Genomic DNA, 25,726 nt, shown 5'->3' with positions numbered 1-25,726 from the left:
GGTGAACGGGGAAGGACCCGGAAGCGCGGCGGGCGGCGCCGGGCGGCCGACGTCACGGGATGTCGCGCGGGTGGTCGGCGTGTCGCAGGCGACCGTCTCGCTGGTGCTGGGCGGGAAGTGGCGCGGTCGGGTGTCGGAGAAGACCGCCCGGGCCGTACGGGCGGCGGCCGATGAGCTGGGGTACCGGCCGAACCTGGCCGCGCGCAGCCTGCGGCTGGGGCGGACCAGGACCGCGCTGCTCGTGGTGCCCGCGCTGACCAACGAGTACTTCGCCCGGGTGTACACCGGCGCCGCCCGGGTCGCGGCCGAGCACGGCTTCGGCGTCGTGCTCTACCCCTCCCCCGAGGGCATCGGTCCGGCCCGCGACCCCTTCGGGTCCGCGCGGGCCGCGATCGACGGGGTGATCGCCTCCTCGATGGCCGCCGACGCGCTCGCCGGCATCGGCGACGGCGGGCTGCCGCTGGTGATGCTCGACAGCGGTCCGGCGGCCCCCGGCGGCCCGCCGACGGTGAACCTGGCGGTCGCCGACGGCATCCGCCAGATGACCCGCCATCTGCTGGCGCTCGGCCACCGCCGCATCGCGCACCTGGCGAGCGATGTGGACACCTGGACGTTCCGGGTGCGCGCCGAGACGGTCGCGGCGGAGCTGGCGGACGTGCCGGGGGCGCGGCTGCGGACCGAGCGCTGCGCGCTGGACGTCGGGGCCGGGCGCGAGGCGGCCGCGCGGGTGCTCGCCGACGCGGCGCCCGACCGCCGGCCCACCGCGCTGCTGTGCGACGGCGACATCCTGGCCGCGGGCGCGTGCAAGGCGGCCCGGGGGCTCGGCCTGCGGGTGCCCTACGACGTGTCCGTCTCCGGCTTCGACGACCTGTCGCTGGCGACCGCGCTCGACCCGGAGCTGACGACGGTACGGCTGCCCGCCGAGGACGTGGGCGCGCGCGGTATGTCCGCGCTCCTGGCCGCGCTCGACGGGCGTACGCCTCCCCCGGTCGAACTCCCGGTGGATCTCGTCGTCCGCAGCTCCACAGCGCCCCCGCCTTAGCGGTCCACCGCCGCAGGGGTTCGCCGCCGTTGCGCAGTTCCTCCCCCAGGGGGCGCTGGGGGCACCCCCGGGCGGAGCCTGGGGGAGGAACTGCGCGAGAAACCCACCACCGGCGGGTGGTCCCGCAACCGGCGGAACCCACCACCCCGGGGGGCCGGGGCCCCTACTCCTCGTCGTCCGACGGCTCGTCCGTCTTCGCGGTCGCCGCGCTCTCCGTGTCCAGCAGCCGGGAGAGCTGCCGGCCCAGGATGCGCTTGAACTTCCGCTGCTGCGGCCGTGTGCGGTCAAGCACCGCGACCTCCAGCTGCTCGGCGGTGAGCTGGCGCTCCCCGCCGTTGTTGTCCCGGCCGAGGGATTCCACGGCCAGCGCGAGCGCCTCGGCGAGCGTCATGCCGTCGCGGTGCCGCTGGTCGAGATAGCTGCCGATCTGGTCGGAGTTGCCGCCGACGGCGACCGCCCCGTGCTCGTCGACGATCGAGCCGTCGTGCGGCAGCCGGTAGATCTGGTCGTCCTCGGGTCCGGCCCCGACCTCCGCGACGATCAGCTCCACCTCGTAGGGCTTCTCGCCGACGCTGGAGAAGATGGTGCCGAGCGTCTGGGCGTAGACATTGGCCAGACCGCGGGCGGTCACGTCGTCACGGTCGTAGGTGTAGCCGCGCAGATCGGCGTAGCGCACGCCGCCGATCCTCAGGTTCTCGAACTCGTTGTACTTGCCGACCGCCGCGAAGGCGATCCGGTCGTAGATCTCGCTGACCTTGTGCAGTGCGCGGGACGGGTTCTCGGCGACGAAGACGATGCCGTCGGTGTACTGGAGGACGACGACGCTTCGGCCGCGCGCGATGCCCTTGCGGGCGTACTCGGCGCGGTCCGCCATGGCCTGTTGGGGTGAAACGTAAAAGGGCGTGGACACCGGCTAACCGTGCCTTTCTGCTGTCGGCGCTGTCAGCGCTGTCGAGAACGAATGCGTCACTTGGCGGTCCGGGGCGTGACCGGCCGTCACAGCACCTGCGCCTGAGGTCCGTCCGGCCGCTCCAGCCGCCCGTCGAGCACCGCGCGGGCGATCTCGGAGACCTCGGCGTCGGGGAGCCTGCGGAAGCCCTCCTCGGTGATCACCGTGATGATCGGGAAGATCTGCCGGGTGAGGTCGGGGCCGCCGGTGGCCGAGTCGTCGTCCGCCGCGTCGTAGAGCGCCTGGATCACCGCGGTGACGGTCTGACGCTCGGTGAGGTCCCTGCGGTACAGCTTCTTCAGCGCGCCGCGGGCGAAGACCGAGCCGGAGCCGGTTGCGGCGAAGCCCACTTCCTCGCTGCGGCCGCCGGTGACGTCGTACGAGAAGATCCGGCCCTTCTCGCGGACGGTGTCGTACCCGGCGAAGAGCGGCACCACGGCCAGGCCCTGAAGGGCCATCCCGAGGTTGCTCCTGATCATGGTGGACAGGCGGTTGGCCTTGCCCTCCAGGGACAGCGTGGCCCCTTCGATCTTCTCGTAGTGCTCCAGCTCCAGTTGGAAGAGCTTGACCATCTCGACGGCCAGGCCCGCGGTGCCGGCGATGCCGACGGCCGAGTACTCGTCCGCGGGGAAGACCTTCTCGATGTCGCGCTGGGCGATGACATTGCCCATCGTGGCCCGCCGGTCGCCGGCCAGGATCACTCCGCCGTCGAAGGTCGCGGCCACGATCGTGGTGCCGTGCGGGAGTTCGACGGCGCCCTTGACGGGCGGCAGGGTCCGGTGGCCCGGCAGCAGCTCGGGCGAGTGGTCGCCCAGGAAGTCCAGGAAAGAGGACGAGCCAGGCGTCAGGAAGGCAGCTGGTAGACGCCCGGTGCTACGAGTGTTGGCTTCCACGCGTTTCCCTCCAGGTAAGCGGTCGCCCGGCGCTGTGTGCTGGGATTTTCTCCCAACGTGCCGATGGCCGAATTGCAGTTGAAGCACGGTACGTCCCGGACCCTACCCGCCCGGTGGCGGTGATCCACATGAATGGCGGAGCCGGACGGACGGATTGTGCGGAATCCCGTCCTCGGCTCCGCCACCGTGCCGCGCCCGGCCGCGGCACCGCCGTGCCGCCGTCTCGCGCGCCCCGCCCGGCCCTCGACCGCCCGGCCCATCCCGCCGCGCGTCGAGAGCCCGCCCCCGTCCGCGTATGTGACTACTGTCCGCCCTTTTGCACGAACGAGCGCACGAAGTCCTCCGCGTTCTCCTCGAGTACGTCGTCGATCTCGTCGAGAACCGAGTCGACGTCGTCCGAGAGCTTCTCGTGGCGTTCCTTGAGGTCGTCGGCTGCCTTGGCGTCCTGCTGGACTTCCTCGACCTCGTCCGTGGAACGGGTCGCCTTCTGCTGTCCGCCGTCGGTGTCCTTGGTTGCCATGTCCCTCACCCCGCTCGGTTGCGTGACCTAACAAGATCAGACCCTACAAGCAGGGTCCGACATCGGCTCTCGAATACCTCAACGTCCGAGTGCTACTGAGTTGATTCCCTGATCCGTGCCGTTTCAGCCGCCGGACAGGATGCGCACCAGGTCCTCCGCGGTGCGGCAGCGGTCCAGCAGTTCCTTGACGTGCTTGCGGGTGCCACGCAGGGGCTCCAGCGTGGGAACCCGCTGGAGGGAGTCCCGGCCGGGCAGGTCGAAGATCACCGAGTCCCAGGACGCCGCGGCCACGTCGTCCGCGTACTGCTCGAGACAGCGGCCCCTGAAGTACGCCCTGGTGTCCTCCGGGGGCTTGGCCACGGCCCTGAGCACCTCGTCCTCGTCCAGCAGCCGCTTGATCCGGCCCCGGGCCACCAGCCGGTTGTAGAGCCCCTTGTCGGGTCGTACGTCGGCGTACTGCAGATCCACCAGGTGCAGCCGGGCCGCGTCCCAGCCCAGGTCGTCACGGCGCCGGTAGCCCTCAAGGACCTCCAGCTTGGCCACCCAGTCCAGCTCGCCCGCCAGGCTCATCGGGTCGGTCTCCAGCCGGTTGAGCACGTCCTCCCAGCGGCCGAGGACATCCCTGGTCTGCTCGTCCGCGTCCGTGCCGTACCGCTCCTCGACGTATTTGCGGGCCAGCTCGAAGTACTCCATCTGGAGCTGGACCGCCGTCAGGGTGCGGCCGTTGCGCAGCGTGATCAGCTGTCGCAGAGAGGGGTCGTGGGAGACGTCGTGGAGGGTGCGGACCGGCTGGTCCACGGCCAGGTCCACCTTGATGAAGTTGTCCTCGATCATGGACAGCACCAGCGCGGTGGTGCCCAGCTTGAGATAGGTGGAGATCTCCGAGAGGTTGGCGTCGCCGATGATCACATGGAGCCGGCGGTACTTCTCGGCGTCGGAGTGCGGTTCGTCGCGGGTGTTGATGATGGGCCGTTTGAGGGTCGTCTCCAGCCCCACCTCGACCTCGAAGTAGTCGGCGCGCTGGCTGAGCTGGAAGCCGTCGTCGTGGCCGTCCTGCCCGATGCCGACCCGGCCCGCGCCCGTGACGACCTGCCGGGAGACGAAGAACGGGGTCAGATGCCGCACGATGTCCGAGAAGGGGGTCTCCCGCTTCATCAGATAGTTCTCGTGCGTGCCGTAGGACGCGCCCTTGTTGTCGGTGTTGTTCTTGTACAGGTGGATCGGCTGGGCGCCGGGGATCTGCCCCGCCCGCAGCGCCGCCTCCGCCATGATCCGCTCCCCCGCCTTGTCCCAGAGCACCGCGTCGCGCGGATTGGTGATCTCGGGCGAGGAGTACTCCGGATGGGCGTGGTCGACGTACAGCCGGGCGCCATTGGTGAGGATCACATTGGCCAGGCCGATGTCCTCGTCGGTGAGCTGACTGGAGTCCGCCGTCTCGCGGGCGAGATCGAAGCCGCGGGCGTCCCGCAGCGGGTTCTCCTCCTCGAAGTCCCAGCGGGCCCGCCGCGCCCGGTGCATCGCCGCCGCGTAGGCGTTGACGATCTGGGACGAGGTGAGCATGGCATTGGCGTTCGGGTGGCCGGGGACGGAGATCCCGTACTCCGTCTCGATGCCCATTACTCGCCGTACGGTCATGCGGCCCTCCTTGCCCGGCTCCGGCCCGTGCGAGCCGGAAAACACACCGGCTGCGGGTACCCGCTGTCGGGGCCCCGCAGCCGGAGGGTAGTGCTTACAGATACTGTCCGGTGTTCGCCACGGTGTCGATGGAGCGTCCGGTGTCCGCCCCCTGCTTTCCGGTCACCAGGGTGCGGATGAACACGATCCGCTCGCCCTTCTTGCCGGAGATCCGTGCCCAGTCGTCGGGGTTGGTGGTGTTGGGCAGGTCCTCGTTCTCCTTGAACTCGTCGACGCAGGCCGCGAGCAGGTGGGAGACGCGCAGACCGCGCTGGTCGTGGTCGAGGAAGTCCTTGATCGCCATCTTCTTGGCCCGGTCCACGATGTTCTGGATCATGGCGCCGGAGTTGAAGTCCTTGAAGTACAGGACCTCCTTGTCACCGTTGGCGTAGGTGACCTCCAGGAAGCGGTTCTCCTCCGTCTCCGAGTACATCCGCTCGACCACGGACTGGATCATGGCGTCCACGGTGCCGGCCGTCGACCCGCCGTGCTCGGACAGGTCCTCGCTGTGCAGCGGGAGGGTGTCGACCAGGTACTTGGAGAAGATGTCCTTGGCCGCCTCGGCGTCCGGCCGCTCGATCTTGATCTTCACGTCCAGGCGGCCGGGCCGCAGGATCGCGGGGTCGATCATGTCCTCGCGGTTGGAGGCGCCGATCACGATGACGTTCTCCAGGCCCTCCACACCGTCGATCTCGGCGAGCAGCTGCGGGACGATGGTGTTCTCCACGTCCGAGCTGACACCGGAACCGCGGGTGCGGAAGAGGGACTCCATCTCGTCGAAGAAGACGATGACCGGAGTGCCCTCGCTGGCCTTCTCCCGGGCCCGCTGGAAGACCAGGCGGATCTGCCGCTCGGTCTCGCCGACGTACTTGTTGAGCAGCTCGGGGCCCTTGATGTTGAGGAAGTAGCTCTTGCCCTGGGGCCGGCCGGTGACCTCGGCGACCTTCTTGGCCAGCGAGTTGGCGACCGCCTTGGCGATGAGCGTCTTGCCGCAGCCGGGCGGGCCGTACAGCAGCACACCCTTGGGCGGCCGCAGTTCGTACTCCTTGAACAGATCGGCGTGCAGGTAGGGCAGCTCCACCGCGTCGCGGATCTGCTCGATCTGGTTGCCGAGGCCGCCGATCTGGCGGTAGTCGATGTCGGGGACTTCTTCGAGAACGAGTTCCTCGACCTCGCTCTTGGGGATGCGCTCGTACACGTATCCGGAGCGCGGTTCGAGCAGCAGGGCGTCACCGGTGCGCAGCGAGCCGTCGAGCAGCGGTTCGGCCAGTCGGACCACCCGCTCCTCGTCGGTGTGGCCGATGACCAGGGCGCGCTCGCCGTCCTCAAGGATCTCCTTGAGGGTGACGATGTCGCCGACGAGCTCGAACTCCATGGCCTCGACCACGTTGAGCGCCTCGTTGAGCATCAGCTCCTGGCCGCGCCGGATCACGTCCAGCTCGACGGCCGGGCTGACGTTCACCCTGAGCTTGCGCCCACCGGTGAAGATGTCCGCCGTGCCGTCGTCGTTCGCCTGCAGGAACACGCCGAAACCGGCGGGCGGCTGCGCGAGCCGGTCGACCTCCTCCTTGAGGGCCACGATCTGGTCGCGGGCCTCGCGAAGGGTGTTCGCCAGCCTTTCGTTCTGTGCGGACACGCCCGCCAGATTGGTCTGCAGCTCGACGATCCGCTCCTCGAGAATCCTCGTGTGCCGCGGAGAGTCGGCGAGCTTGCGTCGCAGGACGGCGATCTCCTGCTCAAGAAAGGCGACCTGGCTCATGGGATCTTCCGATCCACGAGCGGGTCGGCCGCCACGGTTGATGTCGTCGTCGTGGGCCGCCACGGTCCTCACCTCCTCCAAGGGGAGCTGGACGTTTCCAGACCCTACCTGGGTCAGTGGGGGTTGAAACCCCTAGATCACAAAGACGATCGCGGTGTGTCCGATCTTCACCCTTGCGTACGTCCCTCCGCCACTGAGATACCCGCCGATCTCCATCGTGAAGCCGCCGGTTGTATCGTCGATTCGGTCAACAGCCCCGAGGGGCTGTTGCTTCCCGGTGCTTTCCCCGATGCATCCTGATGCTTCCCGAACGATGAACGGCAGGCGAGAGTTTCCGTGAGCGACGACAGCGCGGTCACCGTCGAGGCGCTTGAGGTGTGGATCGACCAGGATCTGTGCACGGGCGACGGGATCTGCGTGCAGTACGCGCCCGAGGTGTTCGAGCTGGACATCGACGGGCTGGCGTATGTGAAGGAGCCGGCGCCCGAGGGCGAGGAGGCCGAGCTGCTGCAGACACCCGGGGCCACCGTACCCGTACCGCTGGAGCTGCTGCGGGACGTGGTGGATTCGGCCAAGGAGTGTCCCGGCGACTGCATCCACGTCCGGCGGGCCTCGGACCGGGTCGAGGTCTACGGGCCCGACGCGGACTGATCCGCCGGTCCGGCCGGGCCCCGCCGGGCAACCGCCCGGTCCGGCCGGGCCCGCCGGGCCTCCGCGCGAGCTGTCAGATGCTGTTGGCGAGCGGGCCGGGCAGCGCCACGTACCGGCCGTCGCGCCACTCCCAGCCGTAGGCGCGCTTGAGGTCGGGGCAGCAGCGCGGCACGTTCGCGTCCGAGTAGCCCAGGACGGTGGCCCGTACGGTCCGGCCGTCGAGCCGGAAGTCGGTGATCTCGCGCTCGTCCTCGGGCCTGACCAGGGTCTCCACGATCCGCGGCGCGCCCCCGGCGGTGGCGGGCGCGGCCAGTACGTAGACACCGCTGGGCTCGGTGCCCGCGTCGGAGTGGCAGCGCACCACGGCGGCGGTCTCGGGGCGCCCGTCGCCGTCCAGGTCGGCCGAGACCTTGGCGACCACGTCGGTCACGACGCCCGGCGGGCAGTCCAGCGAGTAGTCGGCGGCCGCCGGGTCGGGCGCCGCGACCGGCCCGCCGGTGGGCCGGGGGGCGGCGGCGGACGAGGCGTCCGCGGGCTGGACGAGGGCTCCGGCGGCCACCACGGCGCCGAGCACGGCGGCGGTGGTGATCCAGTGCACGGCACGGGCGGTGGTGTGCGGAAGGGCCGGGCCTGCGGACGGCTGCACTCGCCTGTCTCCTGGGGTCGAACGGCGGGGGTGGCCAGCATGGTGCCATACGTCACAACCAGCGGGAACGCCGGGGCCGCCCTGCCGCCGCCGGGGCCCGTGGGGCCGGTGGTACGGGGGTGTGCGAACGCCGCCGCCGGTGTCCGTAACGGACAAACCGGCGGCGGCGTGGTGAAGTTGGCCGGAACTACCCCTCGGCGGGGGCGCCCCCGCTGCCGCTGCCGGGTCCGGTGTAGTCCTCGCCGTAGGCGCCCTTGGCGGGACGGCGGCGGCGCAGCGGCGGCTCGACGCCGTCGGCCAGCCGGCGGGCGGTGAGCAGGAAGCCGGTGTGGCCGATCATCCGGTGGTCGGGCCGTACGGCCAGGCCCTCGACGTGCCAGGTGCGGACCATGGTCTCCCAGGCGGCCGGCTCGTTGAAGGTGCCGTGCTCCCTGATGGCCTCGACGGTACGGGCCAGCTGCGTCGTGGTGGCCACGTACGCGCACAGGATGCCGCCGGGGACCAGCGCCTTGGTGACGGCCTCCAGGCACTCCCAGGGCGCGAGCATGTCCAGGATCACCCGGTCGACGTCGGTGTCCGCGAGGTTGTCCTGGAGGTCGCCGACGGTGAGCTGCCAGGCGGGGTGCGGTCCGCCGAAGTAGCGCTCGACGTTCTGGGTGGCGATCTCGGCGAAGTCGGCCCGGCGCTCGTAGCTGTGCAGCATGCCCTGGTCGCCGATGGCCCGCAGCAGGAAGCTGCTCAGGGACCCCGATCCGACCCCGGCCTCGACGACGCGGGCGCCGGGGAAGATGTCGGCCATGGCCAGGATCTGCCCCGCGTCCTTGGGGTAGACCACGGCGGCGCCGCGGGGCATGGACAGGACGTAGTCGGGGAGCAGGGGGCGCAGCGCGAGGTAGGCGACGTTTCCCGTGGTACGGACAACACTGCCCTCGGGAGCACCGATCAGCTCGTCGTGCGGGAAGGCACCCTTGTGGGTGTGGAACTGCTTCCCGGCTTCGAGCGTGAAGGTGTAGTGGCGTCCCTTGGGATCGGTGAGCTGGACCTGGTCCCCGACTTTGAAGGGCCCGCGACGGCGGGCGGCACCAGTCGGTTCGGACATGGGATCAGCCTACCGGCTGAATCAGGCCGCCCTGACGGCGCCCACCGGCGAGTGAGCCAAAGGGCGCGCCGCTGTCGAAAAGGAGAACACGCGGAGGTCCCCGAGGAACGAGGGGATCGAGCATGATCGACCTCCCCCAGACTCCGTCCGGGGGTGCCCCCACAGCGGATCCAAGCGCCCGGCGGCGAACCGAGCCATAAGGAATCAGTCCTGCCGGGACATCGCCGCCATGAAGGCGCGCTCCACGTCGGCGGTGGCCAGCACGCCGTAGATCTCGCCGGTGGGCTCGACGACCAGGTACTCGGTCGCGGGGGTGGCCCGCAGGGTGTCGAGCAGTTCCTCGCCTGCCAGCTCCGCCGATACCCGCATACCGGGAGTGAGGTCCTGGGCCAGACCGCTCACCGCGACCCAGGGGCGGCGGTGTTCGGGGATGTTCACGATCGCCGACTCACGGACCAGCGCGGTGGGCGCGCCCTGCCCGTTGACCACGACCAGGGCGCGGGCCCCGGCGTCGTGCGCCCGGCGCAGCGCCTCCGACAGCGGCGTGTCGGAGGCCACCGGGACCGCGCGGCGGGTCAGCGTACGGGCCCGCAGCCCCGGCAGGTGTTCGCGCAGCCGGGCCATCCGCAGACTGTTCCCGGCGCCGGTCCAGATGATGGCGGCCAGGATCGCGGCGAGCAGCGCGTCAGTGAGCGAGTCGGCGCCGCTGGTGCCGCGCCGGCTGAGCCCGCCGTAGTACGACAGCAGCGGCAGCCCGATCAGGACGGCGAGGGCCAGCGCGCGGCCGACCCAGGCGGCGGCGACGGTGCCGGTCATGGGCTTGCCGCTGATCTTCCAGACCACGGCCCGCAGCATCCGGCCGCCGTCCAGCGGCAGACCGGGCAGGAAGTTGAAGATCGCCACGATCAGATTGCTGACCATGAGCCCGGCCAGCAGCACACCGGGCACCGTGCCCGCCCTGACCAGCTGCATCCCGCCGAAGAAGACGCCCGCCAGCACCAGGGAGAGCAGCGGCCCGACGAAGGCCAGCACGAACTCCCGGCCCGGGGTGTCGGAGTCCTTCTCGATCTCCGAGACACCGCCGAAGAACTGGAGCTGGATGCGGCGCACCGGCAGTTTGAAGCGCAGCGCGGCGACGGTGTGGGCCAGTTCGTGGATGAGCACGGAGGCGTAGAAGGCCACCGCGAAGAACAGCGAGACCAGATAGCGGAGCCGGCCCAGCTCCGGCAGCACGGTGTCGAGCTGGCTGCCGAAGACCCAGGTGATCAGCGCGGCGACCAGGAACCAGCTGGGGGCGACATAGATGGGCACCCCGTAGAAGCGGCCCATGAGGATGCCGCCGCCCGGCCCGTGGCCCTTTCCCCGCTTGTCGGAACCCTTGTCGGAACCGCCGTCGCCGTCGTGGCCTGGGGTGCGGTTGTTCTGGGACGGCGGCCGACCGCTCTCGCTCACTGGTTCCCCTCGTTCTGAAACAAACCCTCGTACCGATCATGCGGCACGAAGGGCTTCCCGGCCATGCTATTGCCCTGTCGGACCGGGCACACAGGGACACTGACGAAGGCGATGTCGGTGTCAGGCCATAGGGTCGGGTGCCATGGGGACCCCCACCGAGAGCATTCCGCCCGGCCGCGCCTCGTCCGAGGGCGGACCGTCCGAGCGCGTTCCGCCGCGTCCGCCGTCGTCGCTGTCGCCGTCGCGCGCCGCCGACTTCATGCGCTGCCCGCTGCTGTACCGGCTGCGGGTGATCGACCGGCTGCCGGAGAAGCCGAGCGAGGCGGCCACCCGGGGGACGGTGGTGCACGCCGTGCTTGAGCGGCTGTTCGACGCGCCCGCGGCGGACCGGACCGCGGAGCGGGCCCGGTCGATGGTCGCCGGGGAGTGGGAGCGGCTGCGCGCGGCCCGGCCGGAGCTGGCCGGGCTCTTCGCGGCGGCGGAGGGCGCGGCCGACGCGGCGGCGCTGACCGCCTGGCTGGAGAGCGCCGAGCAGTTGGTGGAGCGCTGGTTCACCCTGGAGGACCCGACCCGTCTGGAGCCGGCCGAGCGCGAGCTGTACGTGGAGACGGTGCTGGAGTCGGGGCTGACGCTGCGCGGGTACGTGGACCGGCTGGATGTCGCGCCGGCCACCGGCGATCTGCGGGTGGTGGACTACAAGACCGGCAAGGCGCCGCGCCCGCAGTACGCGGAGGAGCCGCTGTTCCAGATGAAGTTCTACGCCCTGGTGCTGTGGCGGCTGCGCGGTGTGGTGCCGCGCCGCCTCCAGCTGGTGTACCTCGGCAGCGGCGATGTGCTGACCTACGATCCGTCGGAGTCCGATCTGCGGGCCACCGAGCGCAAGCTGCTCGCGCTCTGGGAGGCCATCAGGGCGGCGACGGACAGCGGCGACTGGCGGCCGCGCCGCAGCCCGCTGTGCGGATGGTGTGATCATCAGGCCGTCTGTCCCGAATTCGGCGGGACTCCCCCGCCGTACCCGCTGACGCTCACCGGGGGCCCCGGGCCGGCCGTGGGCGAGAATGGACCGGTCTAGCGAAGTGGACCGGTCTGGCGAAGGAGTGTCCGTGGCGATCCGCGTTCTGCTGGTGGACGACCAGCCCCTGTTGCGTACCGGCTTCCGGATGATCCTGGAGGCCGAGCCCGATCTCGCCGTGGTCGGTGAGGCCGGGGACGGTCAGCAGGCGCTGGACCAGGTGCGGGCGCTTCAGCCCGATGTGGTCCTGATGGACATCCGGATGCCCCGGATGGACGGGGTGGAGGCCACCCGGCAGATCACCGGTCCTGACCGCTCGGGCCCGGCCAAGGTGCTGGTGCTGACCACCTTCGACCTCGACGAGTACGTGGTGGAGGCGCTGCGGGCCGGGGCCAGCGGCTTTCTGCTCAAGGACGCGCCGGCCGCCGAGCTGGTGCAGGCGATCCGGGTGGTCGCGGCCGGCGAGGCGATGCTCGCGCCGAGCATCACCCGGCGGCTGCTCGACAAGTACGCGGGCCGGCTGCCGTCGGGCGACGAGTCGGTGCCGCAGCCGCTGCACACCCTGACCGAGCGCGAGGTCGAGGTGCTGCGCCTGGTGGCCCGCGGCCTGTCGAACGCGGAGATCGCCGCCGAGCTGTTCGTCAGCGAGACCACCGTCAAGACGCACGTCGGCCATGTGCTGACCAAGCTGGCGCTGCGGGACCGGGTGCAGGCGGCGGTGTACGCGTACGAGAGCGGTCTGGTGCGGCCCGGCGCGGGCTGAGCGCGCCGGGCGGCGGGGTCAGGAGCCGCTGCGGCCCAGCTCCCAGAACTGCGTGGTGGACGAGGAGTTGAGCGCCCACTCGGTGCCGGTGATGTCGGATCGCGCCGCCAGATACTGCTTGCCCTGCCACAGCGGCAGGATCGGCACGTCCTGGGCGACGGCCTTCTGCGCGAGCGCGAAGTCGCCGACGGTCCCGCTGCGTTCGGTCTTCTGCCGGGTGTTCCTGATGACCTGGTCGCGGATCAGCGGGCTGGTCCAGGCGAGGTCGAGGAAGTTGTCCTTGCCGAAGAAGGGCGCGATGTAGTTGTCCGGGTCGGGGAAGTCCGGGAACCACCCCATGCCGAACGCCTGGTAGGACCGGGCCCGGTAGGCGGCCTTGTACGCGTCCCAGTCGTCGACGCCCTGGAGGGTCACCTTGAACAGCCCGCCGTCCTCCAACTGCCGCTTGAGCGCGGCGAACTCGTCGGCGGTCGCCTCGCCGTAGTGGTGGGTGGTGTACGACAGGGTCAGCGGCACCGGGGTGGGGATGTGCGCGGCGGCCAGATACGCCCGCGCCTTGGCCCGGTCCGGCTGGTCGCCGTAGAGGTCGAAGAACGGGTTGGTGTGACCGGTGATGCCCTGCGGCACGATCGAGTACAGCGGTGTCGCGGTCCGCTGGTAGACGTCCCGGGTGACCGCCGCCCGGTCGACCAGGGACGCGGCGGCCTGCCGTACCGCCTTCTGGCCGGCGGTCGGGTCGGCGGTGTTGAAGACCAGATAGCGGATCTCGGTGCCGGGCGCCTGGGTCAGCTTGATGTCCGGGGCGGTGCCGTCGTTCAGATCGGTGACCTGCGCGGGAGTCAGCGTCCGGTTCATCACGTCGATGGTGCCGGCCTTGAGCGCCTTCTCCATCTGCGCGGAGCCGGTGAAGAACTTCAGCGTGATCCTGCTGTTGTGAAGCGTGATCGAGCCCTTGTACCGGGGGTTCTTCTCGAAGGTCGCGCTCTGTCCCTCCGTGAAGGAGGTGAGCTTGTACGGGCCCGAGCCGACGATGCTGTAGCCGGGGTGGACCTTCCTCGCGGCGTACTCCTGGCTGTCCACGATGGACGCCGCGGGGGTGGCCAGCTTGAACGGGAAGGTCGCGTCGGGGTCGGCGAGGTGGAAGACGACCGTGGCCGGATCGGGCGTCTCCACCGTGACGTTGGCGAGCAGACTCGCCGGACCGTTCGGGTCGTTGATCGCCAGCTGGCGGTCGATGGAGAACTTCACGTCCCGCGAGGTGATCCGGTGGCCGTTGGAGAACGTCAGGCCGTCGCGCAGCGTGCAGCGGTACTGCTCACCGAGCTTGTCCGTGAAGTGGCACTCCTCGGCGGCCTCCGGCACGGGCTCGGTGCCGGAGCGCGGCAGCCGCAGCAGCGTCTGGTAGGTGTTGCCGAGGATGTTCCAGCCGCCGATGTCGTACGACGTCGCCGGGTCGAGCGGCGCCGGGTTCTCCTTCGACAGCCGGAACGAGTCGGTCGTGCCCACCACCAGGGCCTTACCGTCGCCCCCACCGCCGGTCCCGCATCCGGCCAGCAGCGGTATCGCCAGGCCGATGACGGCGGGGCCGACGAGCAGCTTGCGGTTCATCCTCGACGTTCTCCTCGTGCGTGATGTCCGTGATCAGCCCGAGACGCCGCGGCCCAGCTCCCAGAACTGCGTGGTGGTCGAGGAGTTGAGCGCCCACTCGACACCGGTGATGCCGCTGCGGGCGGCGATGTACTGCTTGCCCTGCCACAGCGGGAGCATCGGCACGTCATCGGCGATGATCTTCTGCGCGTCCCCGAACGCGTCGCTGGCCGTGCTGCGCTGGGCCTGCTTGCGGGTGTCCGGCAGGATCGTGTCCTGGATCTCCTTGCTCCGGTACGGCAGGTTCAGGAAGTTGTCCTTGTCGAAGAACGGCCCGATGTAGTTGTCCGGGTCGGGGAAGTCCGGCAGCCAGCTGATCGCGAAGATCTGGTACTTGCGCTCCGAGGCGGCCTTGAGGAAGGCGTTCCACTGCTCGGCCTGGATGGTGACGTCGAACAGCCCGCTCGCGTCGAGCTGCCGCTTGATCTCCTCGGCCTCGGGCTCGTTCATCGTGCCGCCGTTGTCCCGGCGGAAGTTGATGGTCAGCGGCACCTTCTCGGTGATCCCGGCGTTCGTCAGGGTCTTCTTCGCGTTGGTCAGGCTCGGGTTGCCGTAGACGTTGAAGAACGAGTTGACGTGCGAGGTGATGCCCTGCGGGACGATGGAGTACAGCGGCTCGGTGGTACGCAGATAGACGTCGCGGGTGATCGCCTGACGGTCGATGATCTGCGCCATGGCCTGCCGTACGGCCTTCTCCTTCAGCGCGGGCGCCGAGGTGTTGAGGAACAGATAGCGGGTCTCGCCGCCGGGCGCCTCGGTGAGCTTGATGTCCGGGTCGTTGGAGTCGAGCAGCTTGCTGATCTGCGTCGGCGCCATGGTCCGGGTCATCACGTCGATGGTGCCGGCCTTGAGCGCGGCCTCCATCTTGTTGGAGTCGTCGAACAGCTTGAGGTCGATCTTGCTGTTGTGGAGCTTGAGGACGCCCTCGTAGTGCGAGTTCTTCGAGAGAACGGCTTCCTTGCCCTGGGTGAAGGAGTCCAGCGTGTACGGGCCGGAGCCGACGAGCTTGAAACCGTTGTACGGCTTCTTCGGGTCGTAGACCTGGCTGTCGACGATCGCGGCGGCCGGGGTGGCGAGCTTGGCCGGGAAAGTGGCGTCCGGCGTCTTGAGGTGGAATACCACCGTCGTGTCGTCGGGGGCGTCAATGGTCTTGATGTCGGATATGAGCGAGGCCGGGCCGGTCGGCCAGTTCATGTCCCGCATCCGGTCGAGCGAGAACTTCACGTCCTCCGAGGTGAGCGCGTGGCCGTTGGAGAACTTCAGGCCGTCGTGCATCGTGCACTGATAGGTCAGCCCGGTGGTGTCCGTGTAGTGGCACTCCTTGGCCGCGTCCGGGGTCGGCGTGGTGCTGCCGCGCGGGTAGGTGAGCAGCATCTGGAAGGTGTTGTAGAAGATGTTCCAGGTGGCGCTGTCGTACGAGGTGGCAGGGTCGAGCGGCGCCGGACTGTCCTTGGTGAGCTCGATGCTGTCGGTTGTGCCGACGACGATGGGCTTGCCACTGTCGCCGCTCCCTCCGCCGGCGCTGCCGCACCCGGTGATCACGGGCGTCAGTACGCCCAGCAGGGCGGGCAGCACCAGAAGCTTGCGGTTCATCGTCGTCGTTCTCCTCTTGCTACTGCTCATGTACCTGTGCCGGCCCGCGTTCCCGTGATGCTGGTGGCGCACCCGCGCAGCCGAACAAGCTGCCCTCGCCCCCGTTTCGATGGAGGGCGTGGCGATGGCCGGGAAGGACTGACGCGTTCGGCTGCCGATGCCTCATCGCGTGGTTCACCGCAGGTATTCCAGCACATCCCGCGGGCACGCTTCGGCGACGATACCGAGATTGGGTGTGATCAGCACCAACGGGATACCAAAGTTGCGTGCTGTGGCGGACGGGATTCGCCGGGCGGGCACGCTCAGTGAATACGTGTGTTCAAAGAGCGCAGAAAGGGAATGCTCAGCTCTTCGAGCGAGCGGACGACCGTACGCCCGGGTGCGGGGTCGATCGGGACCACCGAGGGCACCGCGACGACATGGCAGCCGGCCGCCTCGGCGGAGGCCACCCCGGTGAGGGTGTCCTCGACGACCACACAGGCCGCGGGGTGGGCGCCGAGCCGGGCCGCGGCGGTCAGATACGGGTCCGGGTGCGGCTTGGTGCGGGCGATCTCGTCCCCGGCCAGCGTGAAGGCGAAGTGCCGGCTGCCGAGCGAACGCAGCATCACGTCGATGGTGCGCCGGTGGGAGGCGGAGACCAGCGCGGTGGGGATGCCGTGCGCGGACAGCTCGGTCAGCAGCCGGCGGGCGCCCGGCATCAGCGGCGCACCGCGCACGATCAGCTCCTCGAAGCGGGCGTTGATCAGCGTCGTCAGCTCGGCGAGGGTGGCGGTGGTGCCGGTCGCGGTGATCAGATGCCCGACGCTGCGGGTCATCGGCCCGCCGACCACCACCGCCCGGTGCGACTCGTCCAGCACATGCCCGAGGTCCGCGAAAACCTCGGACTCCGCCGCCCACCACAGCCCTTCGGTGTCCACCAGGGTGCCGTCCAGGTCCAGCAGCACCGCGTGCGGCGCGGGGCGCCGGTCCGTACGGGCGTCGGCGACGGGGATGCTGCTGGTCATACGCGCCACTCCTCGGTTCGGTCCGTCTCCCGGCAGCTCGCGGTGCGGGCGCGCCCGTTTCCGGGGGGCACGAAGGCCGGCCGCCGGGCCCCGCTCGGGGGTCGGCGACCGGCCTTCGCCGGACCGTCCATTGTACGGCGGCCCGGTGCGCGGCGCCCTACGCACGCCGGGCGGGCACCCGAACGGCCGCTGAACGCCCCCTTACGGCCCCGCGCGCGGCCGGGCGGAGTCCTGGCGGCGGAGGGGCGCCCGGCGGCGTTCAGTGACCGCCCAGCGGCCGTTCAGTACGTGTTCAGTGCCGGGGCCCGGTGCCGGGCCCCGGACCCGCTCAGCGGGCGTTGAAGTACTTCGCCTCCGGGTGGTGGATGACGATCGCGTCCGTGGACTGCTCCGGGTGCAGCTGGAACTCCTCGGAGAGGTGGACACCGATCCGCTCGGGCTCCAGCAGGTCGGCGATCTTGGCCCGGTCCTCCAGGTCGGGGCAGGCACCGTAGCCGAGCGAGAAGCGGGCGCCGCGGTACTTCAGCGCGAACATGTCCTCGACCTGCTCGGGGTCCTCACCGTGGAAGCCCAGCTCGGAGCGGACCCGGGCGTGCCAGTACTCGGCGAGCGCCTCGGCGAGCTGGACCGACAGCCCGTGCAGCTCCATGTACTCGCGGTAGGCGTTGGCGGCGAAGAGCTCCGCGGTCTGCTCACCGATCCGCGAGCCGACGGTGACGATCTGGAAGCCGACCACATCGGTCTCGCCGGACTCCTCGGGCCGGAAGAAGTCGGCCAGGCACAGCCGCCGTCCGCGCCGCTGCCGGGGGAAGGTGAAGCGGGTGCGCTCGGTGCCGTCCTCGCTCAGCACGATCAGGTCGTCGCCCTTGGAGACGCAGGGGAAGTAGCCGTAGGTGACGGCGGCCTCCAGCAGGCCCTCGGACTGGAGCTTGGTGAGCAGCCCGCGCAGCCGCGGCCGGCCCTCGGACTCGACCAGTTCCTCGTACGTGGGCCCGCCGGCCTTCGCCTGCTTCAGACCCCACTGGCCCTTGAACAGCGCGCCCTCGTCCAGCCAGGAGGAGTAGTCGGCGAGCTGGATGCCCTTGACGATCCGGCTGCCCCAGAACGGCGGGGTCGGCACCGGGTTGTCCACGGCGACGTCGGAGCGGATCTGGCCGAGGTTGACCTCGGGCTCCTCCTCCGGGAGGTCGCGCTTGGCCACCCGGCGGGCCTTGAGCTCGGGCAGTGCGGCGCCGGGCACTCCGCGCTTGACGCCGATGAGGGCGTCCATCAGCCGCAGGCCCTCGAAGGCGTCCCGGGCATAGCGCACCTCGCCCTGGTAGATCTCGTGCAGATCCTGCTCGACGTAGGCGCGGGTCAGCGCGGCGCCGCCGAGGATCACCGGGTAGTCGGTGGACAGGCCGCGCTGGTTGAGCTCCTCCAGGTTCTCCTTCATGATCACCGTGGACTTCACCAGCAGTCCCGACATGCCGATGACATCGGCCGCGTGCTCCTGCGCGGCGTCCAGGATCGCCGAAACCGGCTGCTTGATACCGAGGTTGACGACGTTGTAGCCGTTGTTGGACAGGATGATGTCGACCAGGTTCTTGCCGATGTCGTGCACGTCGCCGCGGACGGTGGCGAGCACGATCGTGCCCTTTCCTTCGGCGTCGCTCTTCTCCATGTGCGGCTCCAAGTAGGCCACCGCGGTCTTCATCACCTCGGCGGACTGGAGCACGAACGGCAGTTGCATCTGGCCCGAGCCGAACAGCTCGCCGACGACCTTCATCCCGGCCAGCAGCGTGTCGTTGACGATGGCCAGCGCCGGGCGCTCGGCCAGTGCCTCGTCGAGGTCGGCGGTCAGGCCGTTCTTCTCGCCGTCGATGATGCGGCGCTGGAGGCGTTCGTCCAGCGGGAGGGCCATCAGCTCCTCGGCCTTGCCCGCCTTGACCGACTTGCTGTCGACGCCCTCGAAGACCTCCATCAGCCGCTGGAGCGGGTCGTAGCCCTCCCGGCGGTTGTCGTAGACCAGGTCGTAGGCGATCTGCCGCTGCTCCTCGGGGATGCGGGCGATCGGCAGGATCTTGGAGGCGTGCACGATGGCGGAGTCGAGTCCGGCCTTCACGCACTCGTCCAGGAAGACCGAGTTGAGCACGACCCGGGCGGCGGGGTTGAGGCCGAAGGAGATGTTGGACAGGCCGAGGGTGGTCTGCACATCGGGGTGGCGGCGCTTGAGTTCGCGGATCGCCTCGATGGTGGAGACGCCGTCGCCCCTGGACTCCTCCTGGCCGGTGCAGATGGTGAAGGTCAGGCAGTCGATGAGGATGTCGGACTCCTGGATGCCCCAGTTGCCCGTGAGGTCGGCGATCAGCCGCTGGGCGATCTCGACCTTCTTCTCGCTGGTACGGGCCTGCCCCTCCTCGTCGATGGTCAGCGCGATCAGGGCCGCGCCGTGTTCGACGGCGAGCTGGGTGACCAGGGCGAAGCGGGACTCGGGGCCGTCGCCGTCCTCGTAGTTGACGGAGTTGAGCACCGCGCGGCCGCCGAGCTTCTCCAGTCCGGCGCGCAGCACCGGCACCTCGGTGGAGTCCAGCACGATGGGCAGGGTGGAGGCGGTCGCGAAGCGGCCCGCGAGTTCGGCCATGTCGGCGACGCCGTCCCGGCCGACGTAGTCCACGCACAGGTCGAGCAGGTGGGCGCCCTCGCGGATCTGGTCGCGGGCCATCTCCACGCAGTCCTCCCAGCGGGCGTCGAGCATCGCCTCGCGGAACTTGCGGGAGCCGTTGGCGTTGGTGCGCTCGCCGATCGCCAGATAGGAGGAGTCCTGCCGGAAGGGCACGGTCTGGTAGAGCGAGGCGGCGCCGGGCTCGGGGCGCCAGGTGCGGGGGGTGAGGTCCTGGCCGCCGACCCGCTCGACCAGTTGCCGCAGGTGCTCGGGCGTGGTGCCGCAGCAGCCGCCGATCAGCGACAGGCCGTAGTCGCGGGCGAACACCTCATGGGCGTCGGCGAGCTGCTCGGGGGTCAGCGGGTAGTGGGCGCCGTCCTTGCCGAGCACCGGCAGTCCCGCGTTGGGCATGCAGGACAGCGGGATGCGCGAGTGCCGGGCCAGGTAGCGCAGGTGCTCGCTCATCTCGGCGGGGCCGGTCGCGCAGTTCAGGCCGATCATGTCGATGCCGAGCGGTTCGAGCGCGGTGAGCGCGGCGCCGATCTCGGAGCCGAGCAGCATGGTGCCGGTGGTCTCGACGGTCACGCTGCAGATCAGCGGCAGGTCGGCGCCGGCCGCGGTCATCGCGCGCCGGGCGCCGATCAGGGCGGCCTTGGTCTGGAGCAGGTCCTGGGTGGTCTCCACCAGCAGCGCGTCGGCGCCACCGGCGATCAGCCCGGCCGCGTTGGCCTGGTAACCGTCGCGGAGCAGGGCGTACGGGGCGTGGCCCAGGGTGGGCAGCTTGGTGCCGGGGCCGATCGAGCCGAGCACCCAGCGCGGGCGGCCGTCGGTGGCGAAGTCGTCGGCGACCTCGCGGGCCAGCCGGGCGCCGGCCTCGGACAGCTCGTGGATCTGCTCGGGGATGTCGTACTCGCCGAGCGCGGCGTGGTTGGCGCCGAAGGTGTTGGTCTCCACGCAGTCCACGCCCACCGCGAAGTACGCCTCGTGGACCGAGCGCACGATGTCGGGGCGGGTGAGGTTGAGGATCTCGTTGCAGCCTTCGAGCTGCTGGAAGTCGTCCAGGGTCGGGTCCTGCGCCTGGAGCATGGTGCCCATGGCGCCGTCGGCGACCACGACGCGGGAGGCAAGAGCCTCGCGGAGGGCGGCGGCGCGGGCGTTGCTCGCGGCGGCCACGGAGGCGGGGGACGACGGGGACGGCAAGGCCATGAGACTGCTCCCTGGGATGCGACGGCTGTCGGCTATGCGCCCTTCCTCCCGCAAAGAGACTGTTTCCTCACCACGGAAGGACAGCGCACCAGGCCAGAGTAGCCGTTCGACCCCGTCGCCATCCCGAGGGCCGGATGCCCGTTCCAAGGGCCGGACGGGTGATGACACACTCGACTCTGCGATGATGGAGGTCGACATTGTCGACCGGGGTGGGGCGAACGCCGTCCTGCCGTCCTTCCTTGGAGAGCGTGCGATGCCAGGTTCCATCCAGTCGCTGGAACGCGCGGCGGCGATCCTGCGGCTGCTGGCGGGCGACGACCGGCGTCTGGGCCTGTCGGACGTCGCCACCTCGCTGGGCCTGGCCAAGGGCACCGCGCACGGCCTCCTGCGCACCCTCCAGCAGGAGGGCCTGGTCGAGCAGGAGCCCGGCGGCAAGTACCAGCTGGGCGCCGAGCTGCTGCGCCTGGGCAACAGCTATCTGGACGTGCACGAGCTGCGGGCCCGCGCCCTGGTGTGGACCGACGACCTGGCCAGGTCCAGCGGCGAGGCGGCGTATCTGGGCGTACTCCATCATCGCGGCGTGCTGATCGTGCACCACGTCTTCCGCCCCGACGACAGCCGCCAGGTGCTGGAGGTGGGGGCCATGCAGCCGCTGCACAGCACCGCGCTGGGCAAGGTGCTTTCGGCCTTCGACAGGGCGGCGCACGACGAGGCCGTCGAGGGCGAGCGGGCCGCGCTGACCGCGCGGACGGTCACCGGGCCGGCGGACTTCGAGACCGCGCTGGCGCTGACCCGGGCCCGGGGCTGGGCCGCCGACCTGGAGGAGACCTGGGAGGGCGTGGCCTCGATCGCCGCGCCCGTCTACGACCGGCGCCGGATACCCGTGGGCGCGGTGGGCATCACCGGCGCGGTGGAGCGGATGTGCGACCCCGAGGGCGTCAAGGCGTGGCTGGTCGCGGCCGTACGGGACTGCGCGCGTGCGGTCTCGCGCGACCTGGGCGCCGGGCGCTTCTGAGGACGCCTTCCGGCTCTCGCGGCCCGTCCGGGCCGTGACCGTACGTGTCCGGCCGCCGGTCCCGTGTCTCACCCTTTCGGCGCAGAGTCGCCCGATCCCCTCGGGTCCGGCCGCGTACCGGTGGATTTCCGCCACGCCGGGGCCTTCGACCGCACCTCTCTTGACCTCATCCGCCCCAGGAGAGAACACTCTCGTCCAGCGGTCGACAATGTCGAACACCGGACGGAATTGCTGTCGGCCGTTCATGGACCTAGGACAGACCTAGACAAGGGAGTCTCCATGTCCCACGGCCATATCGTCGTCGGCGAGATCTTCGGCACGGCGGTCCTCATACTGCTCGGTGCCGGCGTGTGCGCAGCCGTGACCCTCAAGAAGTCGAAGGCCAAGGGCGCCGGCTGGGTCGCGATCTCCTTCGGCTGGGGTCTCGGCGTCATGGCCGGCGCCTACATCGCCAACGGCTACTCCGGTGGCGAGCTGAACCCCGCCGTCACCCTCGGCGTGGCGATAAAGACCGGTCAGTGGAGCACGATGCCCTACTACCTGATCGGCGAGTTCGTCGGCGCGGTCCTCGGTGCCTTACTGGTCTGGCTGGTCTACCTGGGCCAGTTCCACGCGCATCTGACCGACCCCGAGGTGCTGGCCGGCCACGGCGGCGACCCGGCGGGCCCGAGCACGGAGAACGGGTCACTGCCCGGCGGCCCGGTACTCGGCGTCTTCTCCACCGGCCCGGAGATCCGCAACCCCGTGCAGAACCTGCTCACCGAGGCCATCGCCACCGCCGTACTGGTGCTGTTCATCCTCACCCAGGGCATGACCGACGGCCTGGCGCTCAACGGTCTGGGCATACTGCTCACCTCCCTCCTGGTCGTCGGCATCGGTCTGTCCCTCGGCGGGCCCACCGGGTACGCGATCAACCCGTTCCGTGATCTCGGCCCCCGTATCGTGCACAGCCTCCTGCCGCTGCCGAACAAGGGCGGCTCCGACTGGAGCTACTCGTGGATTCCCGTGGTCGGCCCGCTGGCCGGGGCCGCCATAGCCGGCGGACTGTACAAGCTGGCCTTCGCCTGAGCCGCGCCGGCTCCCACCCCCCGACCCACCCGGCGCCGACCCCTTCGAGGAGCACATCCACCGTGATCGACCACCAGAGCCACCAGGGCACCGGCCCGTACATCGCCGCCATCGACCAGGGCACCACGTCGAGCCGCTGCATCGTCTTCGACCGCGAGGGCCGGATCGTCGCGGTGGACCAGAAGGAGCACGAGCAGTTCTTCCCCAAGCCCGGCTGGGTGGAGCACGACGCCACCGAGATCTGGACCAATGTCCAGGAGGTGGTGGCGGGCGCCCTGCGCAAGGCCGCACAGGACGTCGAGGGCTTCGCGCCCTCCGACGTCAAGGCGATCGGCATCACCAACCAGCGCGAGACCACCATGATGTGGGACCGGCACACCGGTGAGCCGGTGCACCACGCGCTGGTATGGCAGGACACCCGTACCGACGCGCTCTGCCGGGAGCTGGGCCGCAACGTCGGCAAGGACCGCTTCCGGCGCGAGACGGGTCTGCCGCTCGCGTCGTACTTCGCCGGGCCCAAGATCCGCTGGCTGCTGGACAACGTCGAGGGTCTGCGGGAGCGGGCCGAACGCGGCGACATCCTCTTCGGCACCATGGACTCCTGGGTGATCTGGAACCTCACCGGCGGGGTGGACGGCGGGGTGCACGTCACCGACGTCACCAACGCCTCGCGCACCCTGCTGATGAATCTGCGCACCCTCGCCTGGGAGCAGAAGATCCTCGACTCGATCGGCGTCCCGGCCTCCGTGCTGCCCGAGATCCGCTCGTCCTCCGAGGTGTACGGCACGACCAGCATCGGCGGTCTGCACGACGTCCCGGTGGCCTCCGCGCTCGGCGACCAGCAGGCCGCGCTCTTCGGGCAGACCTGTTTCGCCGAGGGCGAGGGCAAGTCCACCTACGGCACCGGCACCTTCCTGCTGATGAACACCGGCCACAAGCCCGTCAACTCCTACAACGGCCTGATCACCACCGTCGGCTACCGGATCGGCGACGACGCACCGGTCTACGCCCTTGAGGGCTCGATCGCGGTGACCGGTTCGCTGGTGCAGTGGATGCGCGACCGGATGGGCCTGATCAGCACGGCCGCCGAGATCGAGGACCTGGCCTCGACGGTGGAGGACAACGGCGGCGCGTACTTCGTACCGGCCTTCTCCGGTCTGTTCGCGCCCTACTGGCGCGACGACGCGCGCGGGGTGATCGCCGGGCTGACCAGTTACGTCACCAAGGGGCACATCGCGCGCGCCGTGCTGGAGGCCACCGCCTGGCAGACCCGGGAGATCGCCGACGCGATGGCCAAGGACGCCGGGGTGGAGCTGACCACGCTCAAGGTCGACGGCGGCATGACGGCGAACAATCTGCTGATGCAGATCCTCGCCGACGCGATGGACGTGCCCGTGGTGCGGCCGATGGTCGCCGAGACCACCTGTCTGGGCGCGGCCTACGCGGCCGGTCTCGCGGTCGGCTTCTGGCCGGACACGGACGCGCTGCGCGCCAACTGGAAGAAGGACGCCGAGTGGACCCCCCGGATGGACGCGGCCGTCCGGGACCGGGAGTACAGGTACTGGCTCAAGGCCGTGCAGCGGACCATGGACTGGGTCGAGGACGAGCGCTGAGGGGATGACGCCGTACGGGCTCGGCGGTGCGGGGGCCGCCGGGCCCGAGCGGTTTTGTACGGCGTCCCGACCGCTCAGCTCTTCGCGGTCAGCGCGTCCAGCTCCGCGAAGAGCGTGGCGGGCTCCGGGCGGCCGGTCCTGGCCAGCAGGGTCCGCCAGCGGTCGCGGCCCTCGCGCCAGAGCGCGGCGGGCGTGCCCTCGGCGACCGCCTCGACCGTACGGGCGGGCAGCTCGGCCTCCGCGGCCCGGGACGGGGTCAGCCAGTGGCCGGTGCTGTTCTCGGCGAGGCGGGCCATCCACAGCACATGGCGGGCGGCGTGCCACAGCGCGTCCTGGGCCCGCAGCCGCTCGCCGCGCGCGGTGACGTGCAGGGCGAGCACCAGCCAGTTGGCGAACCGGCCGCACAGGTCCGCGATCTCGTCGGGGTCCACGGGGATCGCGGGCCGCTCGGGCACCTTTTCGAGCACCGGGGTGAGCAGGCCGTCGCAGTCGACCACGACCATCGCGCCGACCGCGGCGCCGCGCGCGGGCCACTCGGCGACCGAGGCGATGTCCGCGGTGGTGGCGAAGTGGAACTCGCCGCGTACCGGGCCGGGGAAGAGCGCCACGTGGGTGCCGAACTCGTTGAGCAGCACCAGCTCGGTCGGCGCGACCTCGGCGCACCAGGCCGCCGGGTCGAGGGCGGCCCGCCGGGCGGGGTCGAAGAAGAGCCAGAACTCGATGTCGCTGTGCGCGTCGCCCTCCCCCGCCGCGAACGAGCCGTACATCAGGGCCGCGCGCAGCTGTACGTCGGCGTGGCACATCTCCCGGACCCGGGCGATGAGTTCGTGCTGGATCATGCGCCCCAGTATGGGTCGCGGCCGGACAGCGCGACAGCGAGTTCCAGGTCGCGGGCCCCTTCGGGCGGGGTGACGGGCGCGCCGAAGCCCTGGTACCGGCGGTACATCTCGGCCTGTTCCCGGACGACGGTCAGCAGCAGCGCGGCCGTCTCCTCGTCGGCGCGGTAGTCCTGGCCGGTGGCCCTGGCCAGGTCCCAGGCGTGCAGGGTCAGTTCGAGGAAGAGCATGCCGGCCGTCGCGTCGGCCGGCATCGCGCCCTCGCCCGTGCCGATCTCCCCCTCCCAGGCGGCCGGGTCCGCCCACGCGGCGACCGAGCGGTCGAGCTGGGCGGCGTACTCGGCGGCCCAGTCGGGGTCGGCGGTGAAATCGCGGCCGGCCAGGTCGTCGGGGTGCGGTTCGCGCCGGGCGCGCAGCTCCATGCCGATGCCGGTGTACGCGACGAGATGGTTGGCCAGGGCGCGGGTGTCGTAGTCGGGACAGGGGGTCGGGCCGGAAAGCTGCCCGGGGGTGACGGCGGCGGTGATCCGGGCGGCTTCGCGGGCGGCCGAGGCGATCTGCGGCTGGAAGTTCATGGCTCCGACGCTAGGCGGCCCGGCGCGGCCGGTCTTGAAGAAACGCGACAGCTAGGGTGAGGCGT

General features: G+C 70.4%; 22 protein-coding genes. 7 read left to right on the top strand and 15 right to left on the bottom strand.

Annotated features, from left to right (window positions below; translation table 11 throughout):
• Position 1 precedes the first annotated feature (1 nt).
• Positions 2–1,042, top strand: coding sequence for a LacI family DNA-binding transcriptional regulator (locus OHA30_RS29740; RefSeq protein WP_328916960.1), 1,041 nt, complete (start codon positions 2–4; stop codon positions 1,040–1,042).
• A gap of 163 nt (positions 1,043–1,205) precedes the next feature.
• Here OHA30_RS29740 and prcA read toward each other — a convergent pair whose 3' ends face one another.
• From prcA to arc, 6 genes are all read right to left on the bottom strand, one after another.
• Entirely contained in the window at positions 1,206–1,952 is a 747-nt protein-coding gene (gene prcA, locus OHA30_RS29735; RefSeq protein WP_328916959.1) for a proteasome subunit alpha, read from the bottom strand.
• A gap of 86 nt (positions 1,953–2,038) precedes the next feature.
• Positions 2,039–2,884 (bottom strand): proteasome subunit beta, encoded by an 846-nt coding sequence (prcB, locus tag OHA30_RS29730; protein WP_328916958.1) that lies wholly within the window; start codon positions 2,882–2,884, stop codon positions 2,039–2,041.
• Complete coding sequence (locus OHA30_RS34110) at positions 2,836–3,144, bottom strand: endonuclease domain-containing protein (RefSeq protein WP_405785047.1); 309 nt, start codon at positions 3,142–3,144, stop codon at positions 2,836–2,838. Before OHA30_RS34110 ends, prcB begins: the two co-directional genes overlap by 49 nt.
• Positions 3,145–3,185: 41 nt before the next feature.
• A complete protein-coding gene (locus OHA30_RS29725; RefSeq protein WP_328916957.1) occupies positions 3,186–3,404 on the bottom strand; it encodes a ubiquitin-like protein Pup in 219 nt (72 codons plus the stop codon).
• A 123-nt stretch (positions 3,405–3,527) separates the two neighbouring features.
• Positions 3,528–5,039 carry a depupylase/deamidase Dop gene (dop, locus tag OHA30_RS29720; RefSeq protein ID WP_328916956.1) on the bottom strand — a complete coding sequence of 504 codons (1,512 nt, stop codon included), beginning with the start codon at positions 5,037–5,039 and terminating at the stop codon, positions 3,528–3,530.
• 94 nt (positions 5,040–5,133) lie between these two features.
• On the bottom strand, positions 5,134–6,900 hold the full coding sequence (gene arc, locus OHA30_RS29715; protein ID WP_328916955.1) for a proteasome ATPase: 1,767 nt from the start codon (positions 6,898–6,900) through the stop codon (positions 5,134–5,136).
• A gap of 273 nt (positions 6,901–7,173) precedes the next feature.
• On the opposite strand from arc, the gene OHA30_RS29710 reads away from it, so the two are divergent.
• A complete protein-coding gene (locus OHA30_RS29710) occupies positions 7,174–7,488 on the top strand; it encodes a ferredoxin (RefSeq protein ID WP_328916954.1) in 315 nt (104 codons plus the stop codon).
• 73 nt (positions 7,489–7,561) lie between these two features.
• Here OHA30_RS29710 and OHA30_RS29705 read toward each other — a convergent pair whose 3' ends face one another.
• From OHA30_RS29705 to OHA30_RS29695, 3 genes are all read right to left on the bottom strand, one after another.
• On the bottom strand, positions 7,562–8,134 hold the full coding sequence (locus OHA30_RS29705) for a hypothetical protein (protein ID WP_328916953.1): 573 nt from the start codon (positions 8,132–8,134) through the stop codon (positions 7,562–7,564).
• A gap of 187 nt (positions 8,135–8,321) precedes the next feature.
• Entirely contained in the window at positions 8,322–9,233 is a 912-nt protein-coding gene (locus OHA30_RS29700; RefSeq protein ID WP_328916952.1) for a tRNA (adenine-N1)-methyltransferase, read from the bottom strand.
• 204 nt (positions 9,234–9,437) lie between these two features.
• Positions 9,438–10,685 carry a site-2 protease family protein gene (locus OHA30_RS29695; RefSeq protein ID WP_328916951.1) on the bottom strand — a complete coding sequence of 416 codons (1,248 nt, stop codon included), beginning with the start codon at positions 10,683–10,685 and terminating at the stop codon, positions 9,438–9,440.
• A gap of 142 nt (positions 10,686–10,827) precedes the next feature.
• Here OHA30_RS29695 and OHA30_RS29690 point away from each other — a divergent pair, with 142 nt between their 5' ends.
• Positions 10,828–11,757 (top strand): RecB family exonuclease, encoded by a 930-nt coding sequence (locus OHA30_RS29690; RefSeq protein WP_328916950.1) that lies wholly within the window; start codon positions 10,828–10,830, stop codon positions 11,755–11,757.
• A gap of 31 nt (positions 11,758–11,788) precedes the next feature.
• Positions 11,789–12,460, top strand: coding sequence for a response regulator transcription factor (locus OHA30_RS29685; protein ID WP_328916949.1), 672 nt, complete (start codon positions 11,789–11,791; stop codon positions 12,458–12,460).
• 18 nt (positions 12,461–12,478) lie between these two features.
• Here the strand turns inward: OHA30_RS29685 and OHA30_RS29680 are convergent, their stop codons facing one another.
• The 4 genes from OHA30_RS29680 to metH form a co-directional block, all read right to left on the bottom strand.
• Positions 12,479–14,068 carry an ABC transporter substrate-binding protein gene (locus OHA30_RS29680; RefSeq protein ID WP_328916948.1) on the bottom strand — a complete coding sequence of 530 codons (1,590 nt, stop codon included), beginning with the start codon at positions 14,066–14,068 and terminating at the stop codon, positions 12,479–12,481.
• A gap of 33 nt (positions 14,069–14,101) precedes the next feature.
• Positions 14,102–15,700, bottom strand: coding sequence for an ABC transporter substrate-binding protein (locus OHA30_RS29675; protein ID WP_328916947.1), 1,599 nt, complete (start codon positions 15,698–15,700; stop codon positions 14,102–14,104).
• A 302-nt stretch (positions 15,701–16,002) separates the two neighbouring features.
• The gene (locus OHA30_RS29670) at positions 16,003–16,704 is read right to left on the bottom strand and encodes an HAD family hydrolase (protein WP_328916946.1); all 702 of its coding nucleotides are present in this window, start codon (positions 16,702–16,704) and stop codon (positions 16,003–16,005) included.
• A 328-nt stretch (positions 16,705–17,032) separates the two neighbouring features.
• Entirely contained in the window at positions 17,033–20,554 is a 3,522-nt protein-coding gene (gene metH, locus OHA30_RS29665) for a methionine synthase (RefSeq protein WP_328916945.1), read from the bottom strand.
• Positions 20,555–20,807: 253 nt separating this feature from the next.
• On the opposite strand from metH, the gene OHA30_RS29660 reads away from it, so the two are divergent.
• From OHA30_RS29660 to glpK, 3 genes are all read left to right on the top strand, one after another.
• Positions 20,808–21,569: an IclR family transcriptional regulator gene (locus OHA30_RS29660; RefSeq protein WP_328916944.1), complete on the top strand. Its 762-nt coding sequence runs from the start codon at positions 20,808–20,810 to the stop codon at positions 21,567–21,569.
• 279 nt (positions 21,570–21,848) lie between these two features.
• Positions 21,849–22,637, top strand: coding sequence for an MIP/aquaporin family protein (locus OHA30_RS29655; protein WP_328916943.1), 789 nt, complete (start codon positions 21,849–21,851; stop codon positions 22,635–22,637).
• Positions 22,638–22,699: 62 nt separating this feature from the next.
• Complete coding sequence (gene glpK, locus OHA30_RS29650; RefSeq protein WP_328916942.1) at positions 22,700–24,250, top strand: glycerol kinase GlpK; 1,551 nt, start codon at positions 22,700–22,702, stop codon at positions 24,248–24,250.
• Between the two features lie 74 nt (positions 24,251–24,324).
• On the opposite strand, the gene OHA30_RS29645 is transcribed toward glpK, so the two are convergent.
• Together OHA30_RS29645 and OHA30_RS29640 are read right to left on the bottom strand one after the other, a co-directional pair.
• Positions 24,325–25,089, bottom strand: coding sequence for a hypothetical protein (locus OHA30_RS29645; protein WP_328916941.1), 765 nt, complete (start codon positions 25,087–25,089; stop codon positions 24,325–24,327).
• Positions 25,086–25,661, bottom strand: coding sequence for a TIGR03086 family metal-binding protein (locus tag OHA30_RS29640; RefSeq protein ID WP_328916940.1), 576 nt, complete (start codon positions 25,659–25,661; stop codon positions 25,086–25,088). Before OHA30_RS29640 ends, OHA30_RS29645 begins: the two co-directional genes overlap by 4 nt.
• Positions 25,662–25,726: the final 65 nt, after the last annotated feature.

Source organism: Streptomyces sp. NBC_00223 (assembly GCF_036199905.1).
Classification (GTDB): domain Bacteria; phylum Actinomycetota; class Actinomycetes; order Streptomycetales; family Streptomycetaceae; genus Actinacidiphila.
The sequence above is the reverse complement of the archived record's forward strand: the minus strand, read 5'-3'. Positions and strand labels throughout refer to the sequence as shown.